This is a genomic window from Rhodococcus sp. DN22, assembly GCF_036669995.1.
GTDB lineage: Bacteria > Actinomycetota > Actinomycetes > Mycobacteriales > Mycobacteriaceae > Rhodococcus_F > Rhodococcus_F erythropolis.
On record NZ_CP133326.1, the window covers coordinates 4,266,279 to 4,284,711 of the forward strand.

Annotated in this window: 20 protein-coding genes; 8 read left to right on the top strand and 12 right to left on the bottom strand. The window is 59.5% G+C overall.

The annotated features are described in order from the left end of the window. Positions 1-13: 13 nt before the first annotated feature. Complete coding sequence (locus tag RA302_RS19420) at positions 14-475, top strand: 6,7-dimethyl-8-ribityllumazine synthase (RefSeq protein ID WP_338477591.1); 462 nt, start codon at positions 14-16, stop codon at positions 473-475. 56 nt (positions 476-531) lie between these two features. Here the strand turns inward: RA302_RS19420 and RA302_RS19425 are convergent, their stop codons facing one another. Both RA302_RS19425 and RA302_RS19430 read right to left on the bottom strand, forming a co-directional pair. After that, entirely contained in the window at positions 532-738 is a 207-nt protein-coding gene (locus RA302_RS19425) for a hypothetical protein (RefSeq protein ID WP_230358883.1), read from the bottom strand. A 160-nt stretch (positions 739-898) separates the two neighbouring features. Next, complete coding sequence (locus RA302_RS19430) at positions 899-1,426, bottom strand: DUF3558 domain-containing protein (RefSeq protein WP_311093706.1); 528 nt, start codon at positions 1,424-1,426, stop codon at positions 899-901. A 180-nt stretch (positions 1,427-1,606) separates the two neighbouring features. Between RA302_RS19430 and RA302_RS19435 the strand changes: the two genes are divergently transcribed. From RA302_RS19435 to RA302_RS19445, 3 genes are all read left to right on the top strand, one after another. Beyond that, on the top strand, positions 1,607-3,283 hold the full coding sequence (locus RA302_RS19435) for an FAD-dependent oxidoreductase (RefSeq protein WP_019749255.1): 1,677 nt from the start codon (positions 1,607-1,609) through the stop codon (positions 3,281-3,283). A gap of 9 nt (positions 3,284-3,292) precedes the next feature. Next, complete coding sequence (locus RA302_RS19440; protein WP_070159822.1) at positions 3,293-4,729, top strand: ATP-binding protein; 1,437 nt, start codon at positions 3,293-3,295, stop codon at positions 4,727-4,729. A 70-nt stretch (positions 4,730-4,799) separates the two neighbouring features. Further along, a complete protein-coding gene (locus tag RA302_RS19445; protein WP_003941317.1) occupies positions 4,800-5,153 on the top strand; it encodes a UBP-type zinc finger domain-containing protein in 354 nt (117 codons plus the stop codon). A gap of 1 nt (position 5,154) precedes the next feature. On the opposite strand, the gene RA302_RS19450 is transcribed toward RA302_RS19445, so the two are convergent. Continuing rightward, entirely contained in the window at positions 5,155-5,481 is a 327-nt protein-coding gene (locus RA302_RS19450) for a hypothetical protein (protein ID WP_030536816.1), read from the bottom strand. A gap of 41 nt (positions 5,482-5,522) precedes the next feature. Next, complete coding sequence (locus RA302_RS19455) at positions 5,523-6,017, bottom strand: DUF3558 family protein (RefSeq protein ID WP_003941299.1); 495 nt, start codon at positions 6,015-6,017, stop codon at positions 5,523-5,525. Between the two features lie 176 nt (positions 6,018-6,193). Between RA302_RS19455 and RA302_RS19460 the strand changes: the two genes are divergently transcribed. Further along, positions 6,194-7,249, top strand: a complete 1,056-nt coding sequence (locus tag RA302_RS19460) for a 2,3-butanediol dehydrogenase (protein WP_070159827.1) — start codon at positions 6,194-6,196, stop codon at positions 7,247-7,249. On the opposite strand, the gene RA302_RS19465 is transcribed toward RA302_RS19460, so the two are convergent. The 3 genes from RA302_RS19465 to RA302_RS19475 form a co-directional block, all read right to left on the bottom strand. Further along, positions 7,239-7,562: a ferredoxin family protein gene (locus tag RA302_RS19465; RefSeq protein WP_007726052.1), complete on the bottom strand. Its 324-nt coding sequence runs from the start codon at positions 7,560-7,562 to the stop codon at positions 7,239-7,241. The genes RA302_RS19460 and RA302_RS19465 overlap by 11 nt on opposite strands. Beyond that, positions 7,559-9,148, bottom strand: a complete 1,590-nt coding sequence (locus tag RA302_RS19470; protein ID WP_070159829.1) for an FAD-binding protein — start codon at positions 9,146-9,148, stop codon at positions 7,559-7,561. Before RA302_RS19470 ends, RA302_RS19465 begins: the two co-directional genes overlap by 4 nt. 124 nt (positions 9,149-9,272) lie before the next feature. Next, a complete protein-coding gene (locus RA302_RS19475) occupies positions 9,273-9,518 on the bottom strand; it encodes a hypothetical protein (RefSeq protein WP_020908376.1) in 246 nt (81 codons plus the stop codon). 223 nt (positions 9,519-9,741) lie between these two features. Here RA302_RS19475 and RA302_RS19480 point away from each other — a divergent pair, with 223 nt between their 5' ends. Continuing rightward, on the top strand, positions 9,742-10,122 hold the full coding sequence (locus tag RA302_RS19480) for a helix-turn-helix domain-containing protein (protein WP_007726046.1): 381 nt from the start codon (positions 9,742-9,744) through the stop codon (positions 10,120-10,122). Here RA302_RS19480 and RA302_RS19485 read toward each other — a convergent pair. From RA302_RS19485 to RA302_RS19505, 5 genes are all read right to left on the bottom strand, one after another. Then, positions 10,119-11,912, bottom strand: coding sequence for a long-chain fatty acid--CoA ligase (locus RA302_RS19485; protein WP_338477599.1), 1,794 nt, complete (start codon positions 11,910-11,912; stop codon positions 10,119-10,121). The two genes, RA302_RS19480 and RA302_RS19485, sit on opposite strands and share 4 nt — an antisense overlap. Beyond that, positions 11,909-12,370: a MarR family winged helix-turn-helix transcriptional regulator gene (locus RA302_RS19490; RefSeq protein ID WP_003941330.1), complete on the bottom strand. Its 462-nt coding sequence runs from the start codon at positions 12,368-12,370 to the stop codon at positions 11,909-11,911. The genes RA302_RS19485 and RA302_RS19490 overlap by 4 nt, the downstream gene beginning before the upstream one ends. Before the next feature lie 85 nt (positions 12,371-12,455). Then, entirely contained in the window at positions 12,456-12,587 is a 132-nt protein-coding gene (locus RA302_RS19495; RefSeq protein ID WP_003941363.1) for a putative transporter small subunit, read from the bottom strand. A 27-nt stretch (positions 12,588-12,614) separates the two neighbouring features. Continuing rightward, positions 12,615-14,267, bottom strand: a complete 1,653-nt coding sequence (locus RA302_RS19500; protein WP_176741959.1) for a sodium:solute symporter family protein — start codon at positions 14,265-14,267, stop codon at positions 12,615-12,617. Positions 14,268-14,655: 388 nt separating this feature from the next. Then, on the bottom strand, positions 14,656-15,954 hold the full coding sequence (locus RA302_RS19505) for a plasmid pRiA4b ORF-3 family protein (RefSeq protein WP_338481176.1): 1,299 nt from the start codon (positions 15,952-15,954) through the stop codon (positions 14,656-14,658). Between the two features lie 339 nt (positions 15,955-16,293). On the opposite strand from RA302_RS19505, the gene RA302_RS19510 reads away from it, so the two are divergent. Then, positions 16,294-16,890: a hypothetical protein gene (locus RA302_RS19510; RefSeq protein WP_007726024.1), complete on the top strand. Its 597-nt coding sequence runs from the start codon at positions 16,294-16,296 to the stop codon at positions 16,888-16,890. A gap of 127 nt (positions 16,891-17,017) precedes the next feature. Then, positions 17,018-18,025, top strand: a complete 1,008-nt coding sequence (locus tag RA302_RS19515; RefSeq protein WP_338477603.1) for an IS481 family transposase — start codon at positions 17,018-17,020, stop codon at positions 18,023-18,025. Positions 18,026-18,433: the final 408 nt, after the last annotated feature.

Below are 18,433 nucleotides of genomic sequence, written 5' to 3' on the forward strand. Positions count from 1 at the left end.
TAGTTTCATGGTTATGAGTGAGATCCAGGGACAGCGCATCGCGTTCATTCAGGCGACGTGGCATCGCAACATCGTCGACCGTGCACGCGACGGATTCACCGACGCGATCGTCGAGCTCGGCTACCCCAAGGACACGGTTGATTTCTTCGAGGTACCGGGAGCTTTCGAGATCCCGCTGCACGCCCGGCGGTTGGCCAAGACCGGCCGCTACCAGGCGATCGTTGCCGCAGGTCTGGTCGTCGACGGCGGTATCTACCGGCATGACTTCGTGGCGACGGCTGTCATCGACGGTCTGATGCGCGTGCAGCTCGACACCGACGTTCCGGTTTTCTCGGTGGTCTTGACGCCGCATCACTTCCACGAGCACGCCGAGCACGTCGACTACTTCAGCACGCATTTCGTGAAGAAGGGCGCCGAGGCTGCGCGTGCGGTCGACGTCACCGTCAAGTCGTTGAAGGCCCTGCCCACCAACTAGTCGTTACCCAAGTCTCGCTGAGTCGAATGCCATCGGCTCAGCGAGATTTTTTGTGTCTATCGAGGGGTCTCGACGCTTGCCAGTGCGGAGGCATTCGAGTCGTCGACTTCGCCGTAGCGGTCGACGCATTGCTGGAAGAAGTCCCGCATCTCGGTGATCACCTGGATGTGGCTGCTCAACGACTTCTCCAACGAATCCTCACCGCCTACCGCCTTCTTGGAGAATTTCGCGGCGAGGTTGATTCCAGACTGGAGTGTCCCCATACCTGAGACATTCTCAATCCCCAACAGATTCCTATGCGCCTCGTTTAGTACGCCGAGAAACTCAGCACACGCCAACACGACATCCCGCGCAACGTCTGGAGCAAGGTCCAACTGAGAACCCGCCGTCACATTGTTCCAACCTGATCTAGTCACAGAGACCTCACTTTGGTAGGACATGTTCAATATCGACCGATACTCGCTGCGCTACAACACAACTGGGCTCTTCCTGAGCTTCGGACAGCATTCTTTCGATATTGACCCAGATTGAGCCTTGCTCGACTGGGAACGCAATATAACAACCATTACCGTCCACATCGTCAACGCGTTGGAATTGGATACCGTGCCGTGAACCGGCGCGCAGTTCCTCGACACCTCGGTAGTCAGCATTCCGTCGCACATCGTCGACGGCGCGCGCTGTTGAATACACGGTTAAGAAGTACCAGGACCCGCTCCACCCACAGATCTTCCATCCTGGCTGCTCAACGCCCGCGATATCAACTTCCTCGGTAGCCGGATCAAGCCCCACTTCTTCCAACACCGAGTCCGGGATGTCCTTGCACGGATCGAACAGACCCTCTTGGCCGGATGCAGGCTCAGCCGCCCCCTCCACGACTGAGCTGCATCCTGCCGCAGCCCACACCAACACCCCAGCCATGAGCAGTCGCCCAACCCCCACCGACCCCCGCATGACACCCCCTGTTGATGTGGACCCACTGTATTGGATGCACCGGAGGCTCGATCGGTTCCCGCAATCTTGAAATTCCCAGTTCAGGTTCGCCGGTTCACTCAGAGCGCATCGTCAGCGATTGACGCTCAGCTCAGCAGTCGCATACTGGAGAGGTTGACTACAACTTCGGGAAGGCACCGAGTGAGCGCACCGAAAGCCCCGGCCAAACCAGCGATCCTCAGCGTCGACGACGATCCTGGTGTTTCGCGTGCCGTCGTTCGAGACCTTCGCAAACGGTACGGCGAGAAGTACCGAATCATTCGCGCGGAGTCCGGCGACCAGGCTCTCGAAACCTTGCGTGAAATGAAACTTCGCGGCGATGCAGTCGCTGTGATCGTCGCCGATTACCGCATGCCTGGTTTGAGTGGAATCGAGTTCCTCGAACAGGCAATGGACCTGTATCCCGTAGCTCGGCGCGTTCTACTGACCGCGTACGCCGATACTGATGCTGCGATCGACGCCATCAACGTCGTTGACCTCGACCACTACCTCCTCAAGCCTTGGGATCCCCCGGAAGAGAAGCTGTACCCCGTCATCGATGCGCTGCTCGATGCCTGGGCAAGCTCGAGTCATCACCCCGCCGAGGAAACAAAGGTGATCGGCCATCGTTGGTCCGAGCGATCCTCCGACGTTCGAGAGTTCTTGGCACGCAACCAACTTGCCTATCGCTGGTACATGTCGGACGAGCCGGAAGGCCAACGACTGCTCTCGGCTGCCGGTACCGACGAACTGCGGCTTCCCGTCGTCATCGCATCCAATGGGGATGTCCTCGTCGAGCCCACTGACGCCGAACTTGCCGACAAACTCGGGTTGAGTACTACTCTCTCCGAAGACTTTTACGATCTCGTTGTCATCGGCGGCGGCCCTGCGGGTCTGGGAGCTGCCCTGTACGGCGCTTCGGAGGGACTTCGGACGGTCCTCATCGAACGGCGAGCGACCGGCGGTCAGGCCGGCCAGAGTTCACGAATCGAGAACTACCTCGGCTTCCCCGACGGAGTTTCCGGCGCACAGTTGGCCGATCGGGCGAGGCGCCAGGCGACCAAGTTCGGCGCCGAGGTCATCACCGCTCGCGACGTCACCGGTTTGGAAATCAACGGCTCGGCCCGCACAGTACGTTTCGACGACGGTTCGTCGGTCGACGCCCATTCGGTCATCTTGGCGACCGGTGTTTCCTATCGCCAACTGTCGGCGCCGGGGCTCGATACCTACACCGGCCGAGGGGTTTACTACGGATCGGCCGTCACCGAAGCTGCACGGTGCAGCGAGCAGGATGTGTACATAGTCGGCGGCGCCAATTCAGCCGGCCAAGCTGCGGTCTATCTCTCCCGCGGAGCTAGGTCCGTCACCATTCTCATTCGCGGCAACTCGCTCGAAGCCTCGATGTCCTACTATCTGATTCAGCAGATCGAAAAGAATCCGAAGATCACCGTGCGCACGTGCACGGAGGTAGTCGGCGCTGAGGGTGACGATCACCTCGAACGAATCACGCTGCGTAACAGAGCCACCGGAGAAGAAGACACTGTCGATGCTCAGTGGTTGTTCATCTTCATCGGAGCCGCTCCCCTCACCGACTGGCTCGGCGACGTGGTGGTCCGCGATGGGAATGGCTTCGTTCTTGCCGGCCCGGACCTTCCGTCCGAAGGTGTCACCCCGGACGGGTGGCCGCTTGATCGCGCACCACATCATCTCGAAACCAGTGTCCCCGGAGTGTTTGTCGCCGGGGACGTACACGCCGAATCGGCCAAGCGCGTCGCGTCGGCCGTCGGAGAGGGCGCGATGGCCGTGATGTTCGTCCACCGCTATCTCGCTCAACAATAGGGAGATTCGATGTCCATTCCTGAATGCAGCCCAGACTTGCTTCGCACCCTGTTCCTGTTCGAGAAGCTCACCGACGATCAGCTCGAATCACTGTGCCAGGCAGGCCATATCACCGAGATCGATCGAGGTCAGGTCTACCTCGAAGGTGAGCCTGCCACCTGCTTCTACGTCCTCATCGAGGGCGAGGTGGTGCTGTCCAAGCTGTCGGGCGGCGAAGACATCGAGATCAACAGGACCACCCAGCGCGGCGTCTACTCGGGAGGCTGGACGGCGTATCTCGGCGATCGTGTACCGCAGGTCTACGCGGGGTCGATGCGAGTGACGACTCCTTCGACGTTTTTCGTCCTGGACGCCGACAAATTCGGCAACGCGATGCGCGAGTGGTTTCCGATGGCGGTTCATCTGCTCGAAGGTGTTTTCTTCGGCAATAAGAACACTCAGCAGATCATCGATCAACGAGAGCGACTCCTTGCACTCGGATCACTGTCGGCCGGGTTGACTCACGAGCTCAATAACCCTGCAGCCGCAGCGGTTCGAGCGACAGCCTCTTTGCGCGAGCGTGTTGCAGGCATGCGTCACAAACTGGGGATGGTTGCATCGGGCACCTACGACCGCGATGCCCTCGTCACTCTCATGCGACTTCAAGAGGAAGTTGCAGAGGTTGTCGCCAAGGCGCCGACGCTCACTCCCCTCGAAGCCTCGGATCGAGAGGATTCGTTGGGTGAATGGTTCGAGGATCATTCGATTCGAGAAGGTTGGGATCTGGCTCCGACCTTCGTGCAGGCTGGTCTCGACACCGCTTGGCTCGAGAATGTTGCTGCAGCCGTTGACGAGTCCGTACTCGAAGGCGCAATTCGCTGGCTGAATTACACCATCGAATCCGAACTCCTGATGAACGAGATCGCCGACTCCACAACGAGGATTTCGACTCTCGTCGGTGCGGCCAAACAGTATTCTCAGATGGACCGCGCACCCTTCCAGACCATCGATGTCCACGAATTGCTTGACAGCACGTTGATCATGTTGGGGCAAAAGATCGGAAGCGGAATCGAAGTCGTCAAGGAGTACGACCTTGCGTTGCCTCCGATCGACGCCTACGCCGCCGAACTCAATCAGGTGTGGACCAACCTGATCGACAATGCGGTGTCTGCCATGGACGGATCGGGAACACTCACCGTTCGGACAAGCCGCGATAGCGACCGCGTGTGCATCGAGATCTGCGACACCGGCGCCGGGATTCCCGATGACGTCATCGACAGGATCTTCGAACCCTTCTTCACGACTAAGCCTGTCGGTGAGGGAACCGGTCTCGGCCTTGATATTTCATGGCGAATTGTGGTCGGCAAGCATCGTGGTGAGCTGCGGGTCACGTCGGAGCCCGGTAACACCCGGTTCAGAGTTTTGCTGCCCATTGCGGGCCCACCGCGGGATACGCGCGACGACTAGTCGCCCTTGCACGGCCGGTAGGCAAAGCGCACGATGAAATGACCGACTTCAGTCAGCGAGAGGGTGGACCATGACCGACGGACTTCCAGCGGGGATCGATCCGAGCGTGCCGCCCAGTGGCGCGGGATGCGTCGAATGCGATGCGAGCGGCGGTTGGTGGGTGCACCTGCGTCGATGCGCGCAATGCGGTCACGTGGGGTGTTGCGACTCCTCACCGTCACAGCACGCGAGCAAGCATGCGGCCTCGACGAAGCATCCGTTCATGCAGAGCTACGAACCCGGTGAGGATTGGTTCTGGAGCTTCGAAACCAACGAGGCGTACGACGGACCTGAATTGGCGGCGCCCACTTCACATCCCGTAGATCAGCCGACGCCGGGGCCTAAGGGTCGTGTCCCAGCCGATTGGCAGCAACACATCCACTGACTCAGTTCGGTTGGTCGATCGACCTCAAAGTCGAGGCGTTCGACGACTCCTGATCCAATGCGTTGTCGATGCAGGCTTGAAACTGAGCCTGCATCGCCTCCACGACCGCGATATGACTCGCCAACACATCGACGAGCGCATCCGGGCCGCCAACCGCCTTTTCCTCGAACTTAACCTGCAGTGCCCGGGCGGATCCGAGAGTGCCGAAGCCTCCCACTTGCCCGAGATAGTTCGCATCGTCCGACAGTGACCTGAACAGCGAAATTAGATCATCACACGCCTTCGCCAGATCCTCTGCGACCCTCTTCTCCAGATACAAACCGGACATCACATACTCCAATTCACTACGAGTCGAATCTCTTCCGAGCGTTATTCGGGAAGCAGCGGTAACACGGTCAGACCGACCCGCTCAACCAGTTCACACGGAGTTTCGGGGCGCTGGTCACCGACTTTCGCACCCACTCGAATCATCGCCGTGGACTGAGCAGTCGCGAAGGCGATATTGCACGCGGTGTCCGCCTTGTCATTGTGTTCCTGGAACATCAGGACCTGTCGGCCGGCGAGTTGAATTCGATGTAGATCGCGCATCACCGGATTTGCTTCGACTTCCGCAAGCGAGTGTGTTGTGGAAGTCAGACGGAGGAAGAACCAAGATCCTTCCCACTTGCATATATTGAACCCATCGATATGGGTGTTGACTATGTCAACCTCTTTTGTTGCCGGGTCAACTCCGACTCTCTCCAATTCCTCATTGCTGAGAACCTCACACGGATCAAACATCCCAATCACATCGACAGGGAAAGCCTCGCCCTCGACGGTCGAGGAACAACCCCCAACTAACAGCGCGGCCGCGACCAGGACCACTGCACCCCTCACTCCCACAGCACTCCCCCTCGTTCGCGGCCCGCTCACAGTATTGGACGCTCGCCAGCACCGATCGGTTCCACCCCATTGCATTCCGTTGCAACCCTTCACCCACGCCGATAATCGGCCTAGCGTCGATCTACCAGGGGATTCACAACGAAGTGAGGTGCGGATCAATGAAGGCAGCACGGTTCCACGGGCAGAAAGACATCCGGATCGAAGAGATCCCTGAGCCCGAATTGCGGCCAGGAACAGTCAAGCTGAAGGTCGCATGGTGCGGAATCTGCGGCACCGATCTCCACGAGTACCTCGAGGGACCGATCTTCATCTCCGCACCGGGCCACCCGCATCCACTCTCACACGAGAATGCGCCGGTCACGATGGGCCACGAGTTCTCCGGCACCGTCGAAGAGGTCGGCGAAGGTGTCACGGACGTCGAGGTCGGTGAAAATGTTGTCGTCGAGCCGTACTTCGTCTGCAACGAGTGCGCCCCGTGCAAGGCGGGCAACTACCACCTGTGTACGAAGATGGGGTTCATCGGCTTGGCCGGCGGCGGTGGCGGACTCAGCGAGAAGGTCGTCGTCGACCGTCGCTGGATCCACAAGATCGGCAACATCCCGCTCGACGAGGCAGCTCTCATCGAACCGTTGAGCGTCGCCCATCACGCCGTCGTACGCAGTGGAGCCGAAAGCGGCACCGTCGCCATCGTGGGCGGAGCCGGACCGATCGGACTCCTCGTTGCGGCAGTCCTCAAGGGTCTGGGTGTCACGACGATCGTCACCGAACTCAGCGAGGCCCGCAAAGCCAAGGCCCTCTCCAGTGGAGTCGCCGACTACGTCATCGATCCCACCACCGAAGACGTCAAAGCGCGCGTCCTCGAACTCAGCGGAGGCATCGGCGCAGACATCGGTTTCGAGTGCGCAGGCGTCAACGCAGTACTCGACACCATGCTCGACACGGTCAGGCCTGCTGGAGTTGTTGTCAACGTGTCGATTTGGGGCAAGCCCGCGACCATTGACATGCAGAAGCTGGTCCTCAAGGAAATCGACCTACGCGGAACCATCGCGTACGTACGCGACCATGAAGCGGTCATCAAGATGGTCCAGGACGGTGTCGTCGATCTGGCGCCATTCATCACCGGTCGTATTCAGCTCGAAGAATTGATCTCCGAAGGATTCACCACTCTGATCGAGCACAACGACACTGCAGTCAAGATTCTCGTCAGGTCGTAACCGGACGGGGCACCTCCGGGCCCACCGCAGTCAGGGACCCAGGTGCCCGCCCTTTGCCCCATCCGATCTTCTCTCGGTAGCGGCCGATGTGATCGTCCTCGATCACATCGGCCGTTTCCAATGGTGTGGATTGCGGATGCACATACAGCGCATCCGTCGGGCAATATGCCTCACACATGAAGCAGGTCTGGCAATCCGATTGGCGCGCAATCACCGGGACGCCCGAGGGCGTCCGGTCGAAAACATCTGTAGGACAAACGTCTACGCACTTGTCGCAACCGATGCAGTCAGGCGCGGACACCAGCTCGATCATGACGCCACCAATGCAGACCCGACAGGTTCCGACGTTCGGGTCCACACCGAATCCAAACCTCCGGTGAGAACGTGATGATGCTGCGTTCCATCGAGTTCGGGATAATCGTCACGCTTGCTCATTCCCCGAGTCTCGGTCCGCGCCAACGTCGAGTGGTACATCCAGCGACCGACGGCCGTGATCGCGGCAGCCTGCCGCGCCGCCATCCGACCTGCTGGATCCGCGCCCAGATCCGCACTCACTCCACCCCACAGCGATTCGAGCTCACCGAGCGCTGCGGATACTCGATCACCGCTGCGGAGGTAGTTCTTGTCGAAGGGAATCAGCTGCGCCTGAGCAGCTTTCACCACATCGTCGGCAGCAAACCCGGTTCGTACCGGATTACGCAATCCGACGGTTCCGGCTCCGCGAAGACCACTGGTAGACCCACGTCCGACCGACAGCGCATAGCGCGCAGCACCGCTTCCCGCCCACGAACCAGAAGACATCGCCCACGCGGCGTTGTGACTTCCCCCGCCGGTAAACCCTCCGCAGATTCGCTCGCGGGTCGCAGCGTCCCCGGCGGCAAACAGTCCTGGAACGGATGACGCGCAATCGTCATCGACGACGTTGATTCCCCCAGTGCCGCGCACCGTGCCTTCAGCGAGCATGCCGACCTCGAATTTGTCGGTGAAGGGATCGATTCCGCGGCGATCGAATTGCAGGAAGAAGTTGGGTTGCCCCAGCCTCATTCGACGCTGTACATCAGCGTCGGCCCGATCGATCTGCGCGAAGACCGGCTCGTTCCGCAACGTGCTGGCGATGACGGACCTCCCCTTCGCCGAACCGGCACCTTCGAGCACGCTTCCGTCTGCGTGAAAGAACGTCGCGTACGCGTAGTAAGCCGTCTTGGTGATCGTCGATCCGGCCGCTGCGATTCCGTACGCGTTGGAGAACTCCATCCCAGAGAACTCCGCTCCGACTTCGGCTGCCATCAATGCACCGTCACCGGTATCGACGTTGGTACCCAACGCACCGGACAGAAACGCACAACCTCCGCTGGCGACCACTACCGCGCCTGCCGAGACTCGGTAATCCTGTTGCTCGTGGCGTTGGTAGCCCGCCGCTCCGCGAACTCGCCCGGCGTCGTCCACCAACAACTCCAGCGCCGGCGAATGATCGAGGATCCGCACACCGGTTCGACGAATCCAGGTGCGCATCCGTCGCATGTACTCAGGCCCCTGCAAGCCGGTGCGGATCTGCTTGCCCGTGCTGGAGTCGACGGGGAACGGATATCTGCCCTCCACCGCGAGGAGATCCATGTTGGAGTAGGTCTGCTCGAGGACGCGGTCCATCCAATGGTGGTCGGCAAGATATCCGCCGAGCGCCTCACGACCGGCCTTTGCCCGCTCACGGGCAGTCGTATCCGGTTCGACGTACCAAACACCCGTTCCGGAGGGGGCCGTTGCGCCGCTCGTTCCGCAGTAGCCCTTGTCGACCAGGACGACGTCTGCACCGGCTTTGGCCGCGCGCAACGCTGCCCACGCGCCGGCGGGGCCACCACCGATCACCAATACATCGGTGGAGAGTTCGAGGACGTCCGTCACTGGCCAGCTCCTGTCAGAGGTCTACGCAACACTTCTGTTGCCGTAATATTCCTCGGACGAACTACCCAGCGCCACAGTCAGAATCACTGTGAACTCAACCGCTCACCGTTGCATCGACAGAGCGCTACGACGCTTCCCGCTCCTCGTCGGTGCACAACGCGGAGTACTTGGCGAAGGCTTCCTGCAAGGTCAGCGATTTGCGTCGCTCGGCGATGTCGCGGGGCTTTCCCTGTGCAACACATCGACGAGCATGCTCGATCACAGCTTCACGAATGACGCTGGAAATGTCCGCGCCCGTGAGCTCTTGGAGGGTCTCTAGGGCCCTCAGTTCCTCTACGTCGAATCTCACCGTTACCGATCGTCTAGCCACGCTCAGGATGTTACTTGCGGGTACACCAAATTTGGTGAGTTACATATGCGTCGAGTCGAATATCTTTGGGCGCCAAAACCTTCGAATTCCGATCTACGTGGGTTTATAGTTTTCCACTCACGGCACTCATGTAATGCAACGCACACGGCGCTAGCCAGCGTGCCGACGGACACTGTCGCTGTCTATGCTTGCGAAACACTGCCTTCGATCGGAGATATACCGCGTGAGCATCGACCACATCGTTTCCGCAGTCGACGGCGATGCTGCCGAGCGAATCAAAACGGCCCTGACCCAGAGAGCCGCAACCTCGACGGACACGACCACGCTGGTGTTCGACGGCGTCCGGATCGAGATTCCACCGTCGGTCGGCGACGCCGTCGTGCAGCTCCTGACCTACCTCGCTGCCGGGGACAGCGTCGCCCTCGGGCCAGTCGCAGAACTCCTCACCACCTCGCAGGCAGCAGAGATCCTCGGCGTTTCGGACACGTATGTGCGCAAACTCGCCGACGCCGGGAAACTCCCGATCGAACTACGCGGCACCCACCGCAGGTTCCGCCTCGACGACGTGATGGCTTACCGCGAGCAGTTCCCCAAACGCGCCTAGCTCTTCGCGTACATTCCTTCGATCTCCTTCGAGAACCGATCGACGACGACATTGCGCTTGATCTTGAGCGTCGCTGTCATCTCACCGTCTTCCTCGGTCAGATCGCGATCGAGAATGACGAACTTCTTGATCGACTCCGCATGCGAGACGGCAGCATTGGCGTCGTCGACAGCCTTCTGCAGCTCCGCTCGAAGGTCCTTGTCGTCACGTAGTTCGGCGACGGTCGCGCCAGAAGGCTTGCCGTTCTCCGCCTTCCACTTCTCGAACACCTCGGGGTCGACGGTCAGCAGCGCCGTGATGTAGGTCTTACCGTCGCCGACGACAACTGCCTGCGAGACGATGGAATGCGAACGGATACGGTCTTCCATCGGGCCCGGCGAGACGTTCTTGCCGCCCGCCGTCACCAGAAGATCCTTCTTGCGTCCGGTGATGGAAAGGTAACCGTCGCTGTCGAGTTCACCGAGATCACCGGTTCGCATCCAGCCGTTGACGAATGTCTCTTCGGTGGCCTTGTCGTTCTTCCAGTAGCCCTTGAAGACAACCCCGCCGTTGAGTTCGATCTCGCCATCCTCGGCGATGCGTACCCCGTTGCCGCCCATCGGCTGTCCGACGGTTCCGATCTTCTGAGCACCCGGGACGTTGACGCAGTGCGCTGCTGTGGTTTCGGTGAGGCCATAGCCTTCGTAGATCGGAACTCCGAGCCCACGGAAGAAGTGCCCCAGTTCAGGAGTGAGGGCGCCGCCGCCGGAGATCGCGAACCAGCACTCGCCCCCGAGAGCCTCACGAAGCTTCGAGTACACGAGCTTGTCCGCCACTGCGTGCTTCGCCTTCAAGATCAGCGAGGGACCGCCCTTGTCGAGGGCTTGGCTATATTCCTTTGCAGTGACTTCTGCGAAAGCGAAGATCGCGCCCGGAATCTTTCCACCGGACTCCGCCTTGCGTGCTGCGCCGTCACGAACTTTTTCGAAGACACGCGGAACACCGAGGATGGTGTTGGGCTTGTAGCGCTCGAATTGAGTTGTAATGGTGGCGAAGTCGGACCAGTGTGCCTGCGAAGCGCCAGCTTCGAACGTCGCGAGGGACACCGCGCGAGCCAGCACGTGAGCCAGCGGCAGGAAGGTCAGGACTCGGTTTCCCGGAACCGCCACCTTGCCGATCGATGCCGTGAGAATCCCGCGCACCTCGGACAGGAAGTTGCGGTGCGTGAGGATGCATCCCTTGGGACGGCCTGTCGTGCCGGAGGTGTAGACGAGTGACGCAAGATCGTCGGCCTTGATGCCCGCGAGTCGCTTCTTCAGCTCGGTGTCGTCAACGTCGGCACCCTGTGCGGTCAGCTTTTCGACTGCTCCGTCGTTGATCTGCATGACGGCCTTGAGAGAGCTTGGCGCGTCCTGGAACAGCTGCTCGTGCGCGCCGGTTTCGACGATCGCGATGACGGCCTCGGAGTCTTCGAGGATCCAGCTGACCTGGCCCTGAGACGACGAATCGTAGATCGGGACGGTAGCCGCGCCGGCAGCCCAGATGGCGAAGTCGAAGAGCGTCCACTCGTATCGGGTCGCGGAGAGGAGTGCGACGCGGTCGCCTGCCTGCACGCCAGCGGCGATGAGACCGTTTGCGACGCCGGTGACCTGCTCGGCGAACTCTTTTGCCGTCACATCTACCCAACCCTCGCCCTTGGGGCAGGAGAACACCGTCAAATCTGGTGTGCGCTCGGCGTGCGTGAAGACGGTGTGCACCACGGACTCGTTGTCGGAGATGGTGAACTGGGCTTTGGCGCTGTACTCACTCACAGGGTGTCATCTCCGTTGGTCTGCGATTCGATGCTGATTCTGAAGCGGTGGAGTGCGCGGGCGAAGTCTGCGACCTCGGACTCGGTCCAATCGTGCAGCCTGCCGGCGACTTGGTCGAGCCGACGCGCGTCGGCGGCGTCGAGGTATTTGCGGCCAGCCTCCGTGAGGTGCAATGGATTGCCCTGACGAACGGATCCCGGATCGGCATACACCCAGCCTGCCTCGATGCAGCCGCGAACTTGGCGCGAGATGGTCGAGCGGTTGACGCCGAAGACTTCGGAGATCTCCGTGGCCTTGCAGCCGTCGTTTCGGCCGATGAAGGAGAGGAAGGAATGCTGCGCGATCGACGGGTGATCATCGGAATGCCGATCCCCCGTCATCAGCTGCCGCGTCAGGTGCACCAGCTCGTCATGAACGGCTGGTGGACCGGTGAGCGCCATTGCTCCGTCGTGTTGCACTGGGCAACTATAACGCTGCCCCTAGTCCCGATTGCAATATGACCGCCGCCACCGACAAGAAGTCCGTCGGTGGCGGCGTGAAAAGTTAGACCAGATCCTCACCGTTTCGGCGAGCAGTTGCCCAATCCTTGAAGAATCCCTTGCTGATGACTCCCAGCACGACCAAGACCAACGCCGGCCAGATCAGAACATAAATGGTCAGTAGAGCTGTACTCATTCGTATTCCTTCCACTTGTCTCGACGGTTACTTTCCGGACGCTCCGACAGCAGGAAACTCCTCCTCGTCGAAGTCTCCCGTCCGCTGCTTGATGAGTTCGAAATCGAACGTCTCACGCTGATTGACGGACATCGCAAAGCACACGACGGTACTGACGGCATAGGCCACCAAAGATCCGCTGAGCGTTGGGTAGTCGTGCAGGAAGCCGATCGCGAACGGCGCGGACAGCACGATCGCCAGGCCACCGACGATCTGCGCAATCTTCAGACCGAAGAATCCAAATGTCATGAGCCCCAGCACCACTCCGATACCGACAACGGCAACGATGTCGGAGAGTATCCCGAACATCCCATCCATCGGCACCCAACTGAATCGGACGGGCAAGAAGGCAGCAAGAGCCACCAGCACCGACACAGTGAAGGCTTTGTTGGTGACCTTGCCCCAGTAGAAGCTCGCAATAACCGGGAACACCAAAGCGCCCCACAGCGCGCCGACGAACACCAACAGATCCAGAATGCTCAATTGCAGACTTGCCAAGGAGATAGCCGCCGCCGTGGCAACAATCATCGTTACTCGGCCGATAAGCAGCATCCGTCGAGGGTTCGCATTAGCCTTGCCTGCGACGGCTTGGCCGTAAACGTCGGTCATCACGATGGACGAGAGCGCAGCAAGGTCCGAGTCCGCCGTCGATGACAGCGCGCCGATGATCATGACAAAGAAGACAGCCAGCAAAATTCCGGGCAGGTACGACGCGGCCATCTGCGGAATCAGGTTGTTGACGTCACCATCCATCGGCTCGATTCCGAGGTATAGAGCGAGAACACCCAGCATTCCGACGCCGATGACCGTTGCGCCGTATCCCACGGTTGCGGTGATGAAGGTGGGCTTGATCAGGTCTTCGCGGACCGCGAACAGACGTTGGGCAATGGTCTGGTTGCCGATTGCGTAGGCAAGAACTGCCGCGATGTACGGCGCCCCCTGTTCGAAGAAGGCAACGCTCGAGAAGAAGTTGCCCTGCTCAGCGGTGAGGTTGCCTGCGCCGGATTCGAAGGCTGCCGGGAACCCCGCCGCAAAGAAGATAAACGGCACCAAAACCGCTACCGCACCGAGCATTCCGATCAGCTGAACGAAGTCGGTCAACACCGAAGCGCGGAAGCCCGACCACAGCGTGTACAGCAAAACGCCCAACGCGACGATGAACACACCCTGAATGAAGTTGAACGGCGAAAGCAACGCGATCAGCAGACCACCAGCGAGGAAGTTCGACATCAAACTGATGAGACTACCGACGATATTGGAACCCGCGAGCATCAGCTGACTCGAGCGTCCGTGCCGCGCGTACATGACCTCGGCCAGCGTGTGGGCTTTCGGCGCTACTTTGCGAATTCGCTGGCCAAACGGATAAATGAAGAGAATCATCAACGCGCCCCACAAACCGTAGTGAATGGGGCCGGAGATTCCGTAGGTGTAGCCAGAAGTGGCAGATGCGTACATCGACGACGCCCAAATCCAGGTGGCCGTCATACTCGCGGCCGAAACACCAAATCCTAACTTGTTTCCGGCGGTCATAAAACCGTCGGCATTTTCCTGCTTCTTACCAATACGAAGAGAAATCAGAAAAGTTCCACCATAAAAAGCAACAAGCAGTGAAACAATTACCAAGGTACTGAACTGGACCATGTCGGACCCCGTCACATGCCACATCCTTCGCACATAATCGGCAGAACGAAACACAAAACCCCTGTTCAGGAGCTTTGCGCTTCGTTTCTGCACGCCCTAGGAGCGACCGCCATACCAACACCGGTCACATATTCAATTGACTAGCAACACGCACTTCGTCTTTTCGGAAACCAAACCTCCACAAAATAAATCTTCTGCGCAAGCTTTTGGCTCGACCACGCAATTCAACAACTGAGAATCGACCATAGCATGATGGCAATTTCGAACAAAAACTCCAATATTTTCCCACCCGAAAATATTCATGATTCCGCAGCAAAAAAATCGTGCGCTTCCAGCGCATATAACAACTCCGCATCGATTGAAATCGATGCTCGATTCGAGCGCTCAGCTACTTCGACAGCACCATCCTGGCAAACCGTCGGCCCCACTCGGGATCGGCGGAAACATGCTCGTCCAGCGGATTGGAGACAATCGCCCCGATCATTCGCAGGTACACGAGAGTGTCTCGCACCATCCACGTCCAATCGTCATCTCCGAGTCGTGTTCCGTCTGTTGTCGACCAACCCAATGCCGTGAGGCCTTCGATCATGACTTCACTACGTTCGGACTCCGACAAGCCGGCAGCCAACGTAAGGAACAGAATTCGGCCGGCTTCCTGCGCCAACTCACCCTTTCCCAACGGCATGGCCGTCACGATGTGACGCCACAGCTCGCCTTCATATGCAAGCACTGACGCGCCGAGACGAGTCAGAAGCAATGTGCCTCGGAGTTTCCGGACAAATCTCAGTGTCTTTGCGACTTCAACGAGTACTGCTAATTGCGAGCCGCTCCCTGCCGTGACACCGATCCACTCACTGTCCCAATCGAGTTCGTCTCGGGCAGACGCAACAAGGTCGGGAGGCAGTGACCCGAACGCCGTCAAAACAATCCCACCACCTCGCGCGGAGTTCAGCAGCCATAGCAGTTGACGGGTTGCTCCTTCACGCATCACCTCGAAGTAGTTGTCGTATCCGCCACGAAGCTCCGATTTGGCAACTGCGGCAAACAGTTTCGGTGCGGAATGAACCGACAGGCGGCGCAAGAACTTCTCGAACAACGAGCTTCCCACAGGTGGTGACTTATGCAGTGCCACTGCAATGGTGACTGCTGCATCGGACTCTGCGGGAACAAAACGTTCGGGATCGAACAGTCCGGTACTCGCCTGCACATTCAGGAACTCGCGATACCCGATCGGACCGCCAGAATCCTCCGGCGGGCACGCTCTCTCGCCGTCGAGACAGGATGGCTCAGGAATCGGCTGGTCTTCGACAATCTGCTCGAGAACCAACGTGTGACTCCACCTTGCGCGGGCGTTGTACTCATAACGGACGTACTCCCCTACCGCGGTAACTGCCTCGTCGATCCGGACTTCGTCCTCACCAAACTCGTCTTCCTGGTATCCGTCGCGCTCGATCACATCTGGCGCGATATACCGATCTGGGCCATTGTCCGTTGAATGATGGACACTCACCCACTGATGAGCGTGTTGATCTCCCCACCCCATCACCGCCTGCACAATCGAATGAAGTTGGTCCAGTTCGATATTCGACGGAACCGAAAACCGTCTCCAAATAGGCGGCGTGATGCAATCGAGTTCGATCCGCATGACAAAGTTCGCCGCCTCCGGCCGTCGACGCTGATTCCGCATCTGCCTCGGCGTAAGGACCTTCATCTGGCTTTGCGCCGCTTGATATGCAGCTACCAAACGCAGATGTGAAGCTCGCCGAACTCTCTGACCCGTCATGCATGGAGGCTAGATCTACCTACCGACAGCCGAGATACTCACTGCCACAAGGCTGTCCGATTTGTCGGGGCTCGCATCACGTCGCTGGTCGGCTGTTAAAGTCCTGATCGCGCGGACCTGCCCAGGCATTTTCAATCATCCACTGCGCGGACAATAGTGTGCGCCGATTACCGTAGACCTGACAGCTACCGCACGAAAACAGTGCCCAGCGCCTGCTCGGACTGGCACAGAACATGAGGATCCATGAGCGACCAAGACACGACCGCCGACCAGCCCCTCCACATCAACGGCGCAATTGCCTTGGTGACGGACGAGCGCGACGAATTGGTTCGCCTGTGCGTTCAAACTCTCGCCGAACTACTGGGCAGTGAGCCTGCCACCGATGACGACGGCGACATTGTCGTGCCGGTTCACGGGTTTGTCGTCTACGTAACTGTTGCGGATGACGGCCCTCAGATCAACGTCTGGTCCTCGGTCCTGACGGGCCTCGGCAATCCCTCGCACGCTGCGACTCGACTGATCGAACTCGCGCAGGAATGGCCACGCCTGCGCTTCGCCTTCAGCGGCGACCACCTACTGGTCTCCACGATGCTCGACGCCGATCCCTTCGCTCCGCAGCATCTGCTGAACCTGATCGACGAGGTTCACGACTTCACTCACGAACTCGACGACGATTTTGCTGAATCCTTCGGAGGGTCCCTCGACTGCGACGCGGATGACGACAGCTACGCCGGCGAATGCACCACCGGTGGCTGCGGCGGAGACTGTGACTGTGCGTGCGGCGATGATGCAGACGGCGAGCTCAGCATCAGGGCGGTCACCTCGACGCCCAGCGAGTAAGCAATAACCCACGGCTAGTTGTTGCGGGTATGGACGTTGCTGACGCGGGATTGAAGTGGACGGGCTGGTCCTTCGCGGCAGGATGGAAGTTGCGAAACTGACCATCAACAGCAAAGGGACCAGCCCTGTGACACACCGTAATGCTCCGCTGACTGTGGAGGGAAGACGACGCTTGATCGAGCGCTGCCAGAGTCGTCCGATTGCCCACGTCGCCGCCGAAATGGGCATCTCCCGACAATGCGCTTCCAAGTGGGTCAATAGACATCGTCAGTACGGTGACCTGGGATTACAGGACCGATCCAGCACACCGAAACACCACCCGACCGCCACAGCAGCAGAGATCGTGACCGAGATCGAATCCATGCGACGGGCCCGGAAGTGGTCGGCCTCGCGGATCACGTTCGAACTGCGCACCGACGGCATCACCATTGCTCGCCGGTCTGTCACGAAAATCCTGCGGAACCTGGGATTGCACCGCCGCCGGTTCATCGACCCGAACGGCGAAACCAACCGAAAACCGCAGGTCATCGTCGCGAAACGACCTGGTCAAATGGTGCATGTAGACATCAAGAAAGTCGGAAAAATTCCGGACGGTGGCGGGTGGCGTGCCCACGGGCGAGGCTCCGAGCAGACCAAGCGATCGCAGCGCCGGAAAACGAGGAACAAACAGGCCCGCATCGGCTACACCTATCTGCATTCCGCGATCGACGGCAATACGCGCCTGGCGTACACCGAGGCCCGCGACAACGAAACCGCAGCAACAGCCGTCGATTTCATGAACAACGCCCGCGTCTTCTTCGCGGCGCATGGCATCAACCGGATCGAGCGCGTGATCACCGACAACGGATCATGCTATCGGGCAGCCGATTTCACTGCTTCATTGCGAGAGGCGCGGCACTACCGCATCAAGCCGTACACACCGAAACACAACGGGAAAGTGGAACGCTACAACCGCATCCTCGCCGAAGAGCTGCTGTACTCCCGTGAGTACACCAGCGAGGAGCAACGACGTACTGCCGTTGAGGTGTGGAACGTTCACTACAATTATCACCGACCGCATTCAACACGCGGAGGACGACCGCCCGCTGCTTATCGCCAGCATCGCGTAACCAACGTCCGTGCCTCGTACAGCTAGTATTGCGCGCGTGCATCTCTGCGATTGCAGAGATGCACGCGCGCTGACGTTTGTTGCCACTTTCCAGTACCGCCGGAAGCGACAACATCCAGCCTTCGGCGGCGAACGCTATTCCGGTCGATACCGTGAAATGCAAGCGCGGCTATCTCGTTACGGTCCGCCAGCCGGCCGCGTTCGCTGGTACCAGGCGCGAACCTACGATCTGCGCATCCTCGACCGTGACACCCGGCGTTGCAGTTTCGCTCCTCGCAGCATTCATCTGGCTAGCCGAGGTATCGGAGTCAGGTAGCTGTGCCTTGTGGATCGAATATTTCAGGGTCTAGACCCTATTTCTCAAGAGGCGCAGACAGGGCGAATGCGCAACGCCCAGCCTGTTCTGAAATTCGCAATCCCTCGTTCATCAGTCAC

Excerpts from the sequence above, each read along its gene's own strand:
- RA302_RS19510 (WP_007726024.1), top strand. The coding sequence starts at position 16,294 with ATGAGCGACCAAGACACGACCGCCGACCAGCCCCTCCACATCAACGGC.
- RA302_RS19420 (WP_338477591.1), top strand. The coding sequence starts at position 14 with ATGAGTGAGATCCAGGGACAGCGCATCGCGTTCATTCAGGCGACGTGG.
- RA302_RS19465 (WP_007726052.1), bottom strand. The coding sequence starts at position 7,562 with ATGATCGAGCTGGTGTCCGCGCCTGACTGCATCGGTTGCGACAAGTGC.
- RA302_RS19495 (WP_003941363.1), bottom strand. The coding sequence starts at position 12,587 with ATGAGTACAGCTCTACTGACCATTTATGTTCTGATCTGGCCGGCGTTG.
- RA302_RS19500 (WP_176741959.1), bottom strand. The coding sequence starts at position 14,267 with ATGGTCCAGTTCAGTACCTTGGTAATTGTTTCACTGCTTGTTGCTTTT.
- RA302_RS19460 (WP_070159827.1), top strand. The coding sequence starts at position 6,194 with ATGAAGGCAGCACGGTTCCACGGGCAGAAAGACATCCGGATCGAAGAG.
- RA302_RS19425 (WP_230358883.1), bottom strand. The coding sequence starts at position 738 with ATGGGGACACTCCAGTCTGGAATCAACCTCGCCGCGAAATTCTCCAAG.
- RA302_RS19440 (WP_070159822.1), top strand. The coding sequence starts at position 3,293 with ATGTCCATTCCTGAATGCAGCCCAGACTTGCTTCGCACCCTGTTCCTG.
- RA302_RS19445 (WP_003941317.1), top strand. The coding sequence starts at position 4,800 with ATGACCGACGGACTTCCAGCGGGGATCGATCCGAGCGTGCCGCCCAGT.
- RA302_RS19450 (WP_030536816.1), bottom strand. The coding sequence starts at position 5,481 with ATGTCCGGTTTGTATCTGGAGAAGAGGGTCGCAGAGGATCTGGCGAAG.
- RA302_RS19505 (WP_338481176.1), bottom strand. The coding sequence starts at position 15,954 with ATGCGGAATCAGCGTCGACGGCCGGAGGCGGCGAACTTTGTCATGCGG.
- RA302_RS19430 (WP_311093706.1), bottom strand. The coding sequence starts at position 1,426 with ATGCGGGGGTCGGTGGGGGTTGGGCGACTGCTCATGGCTGGGGTGTTG.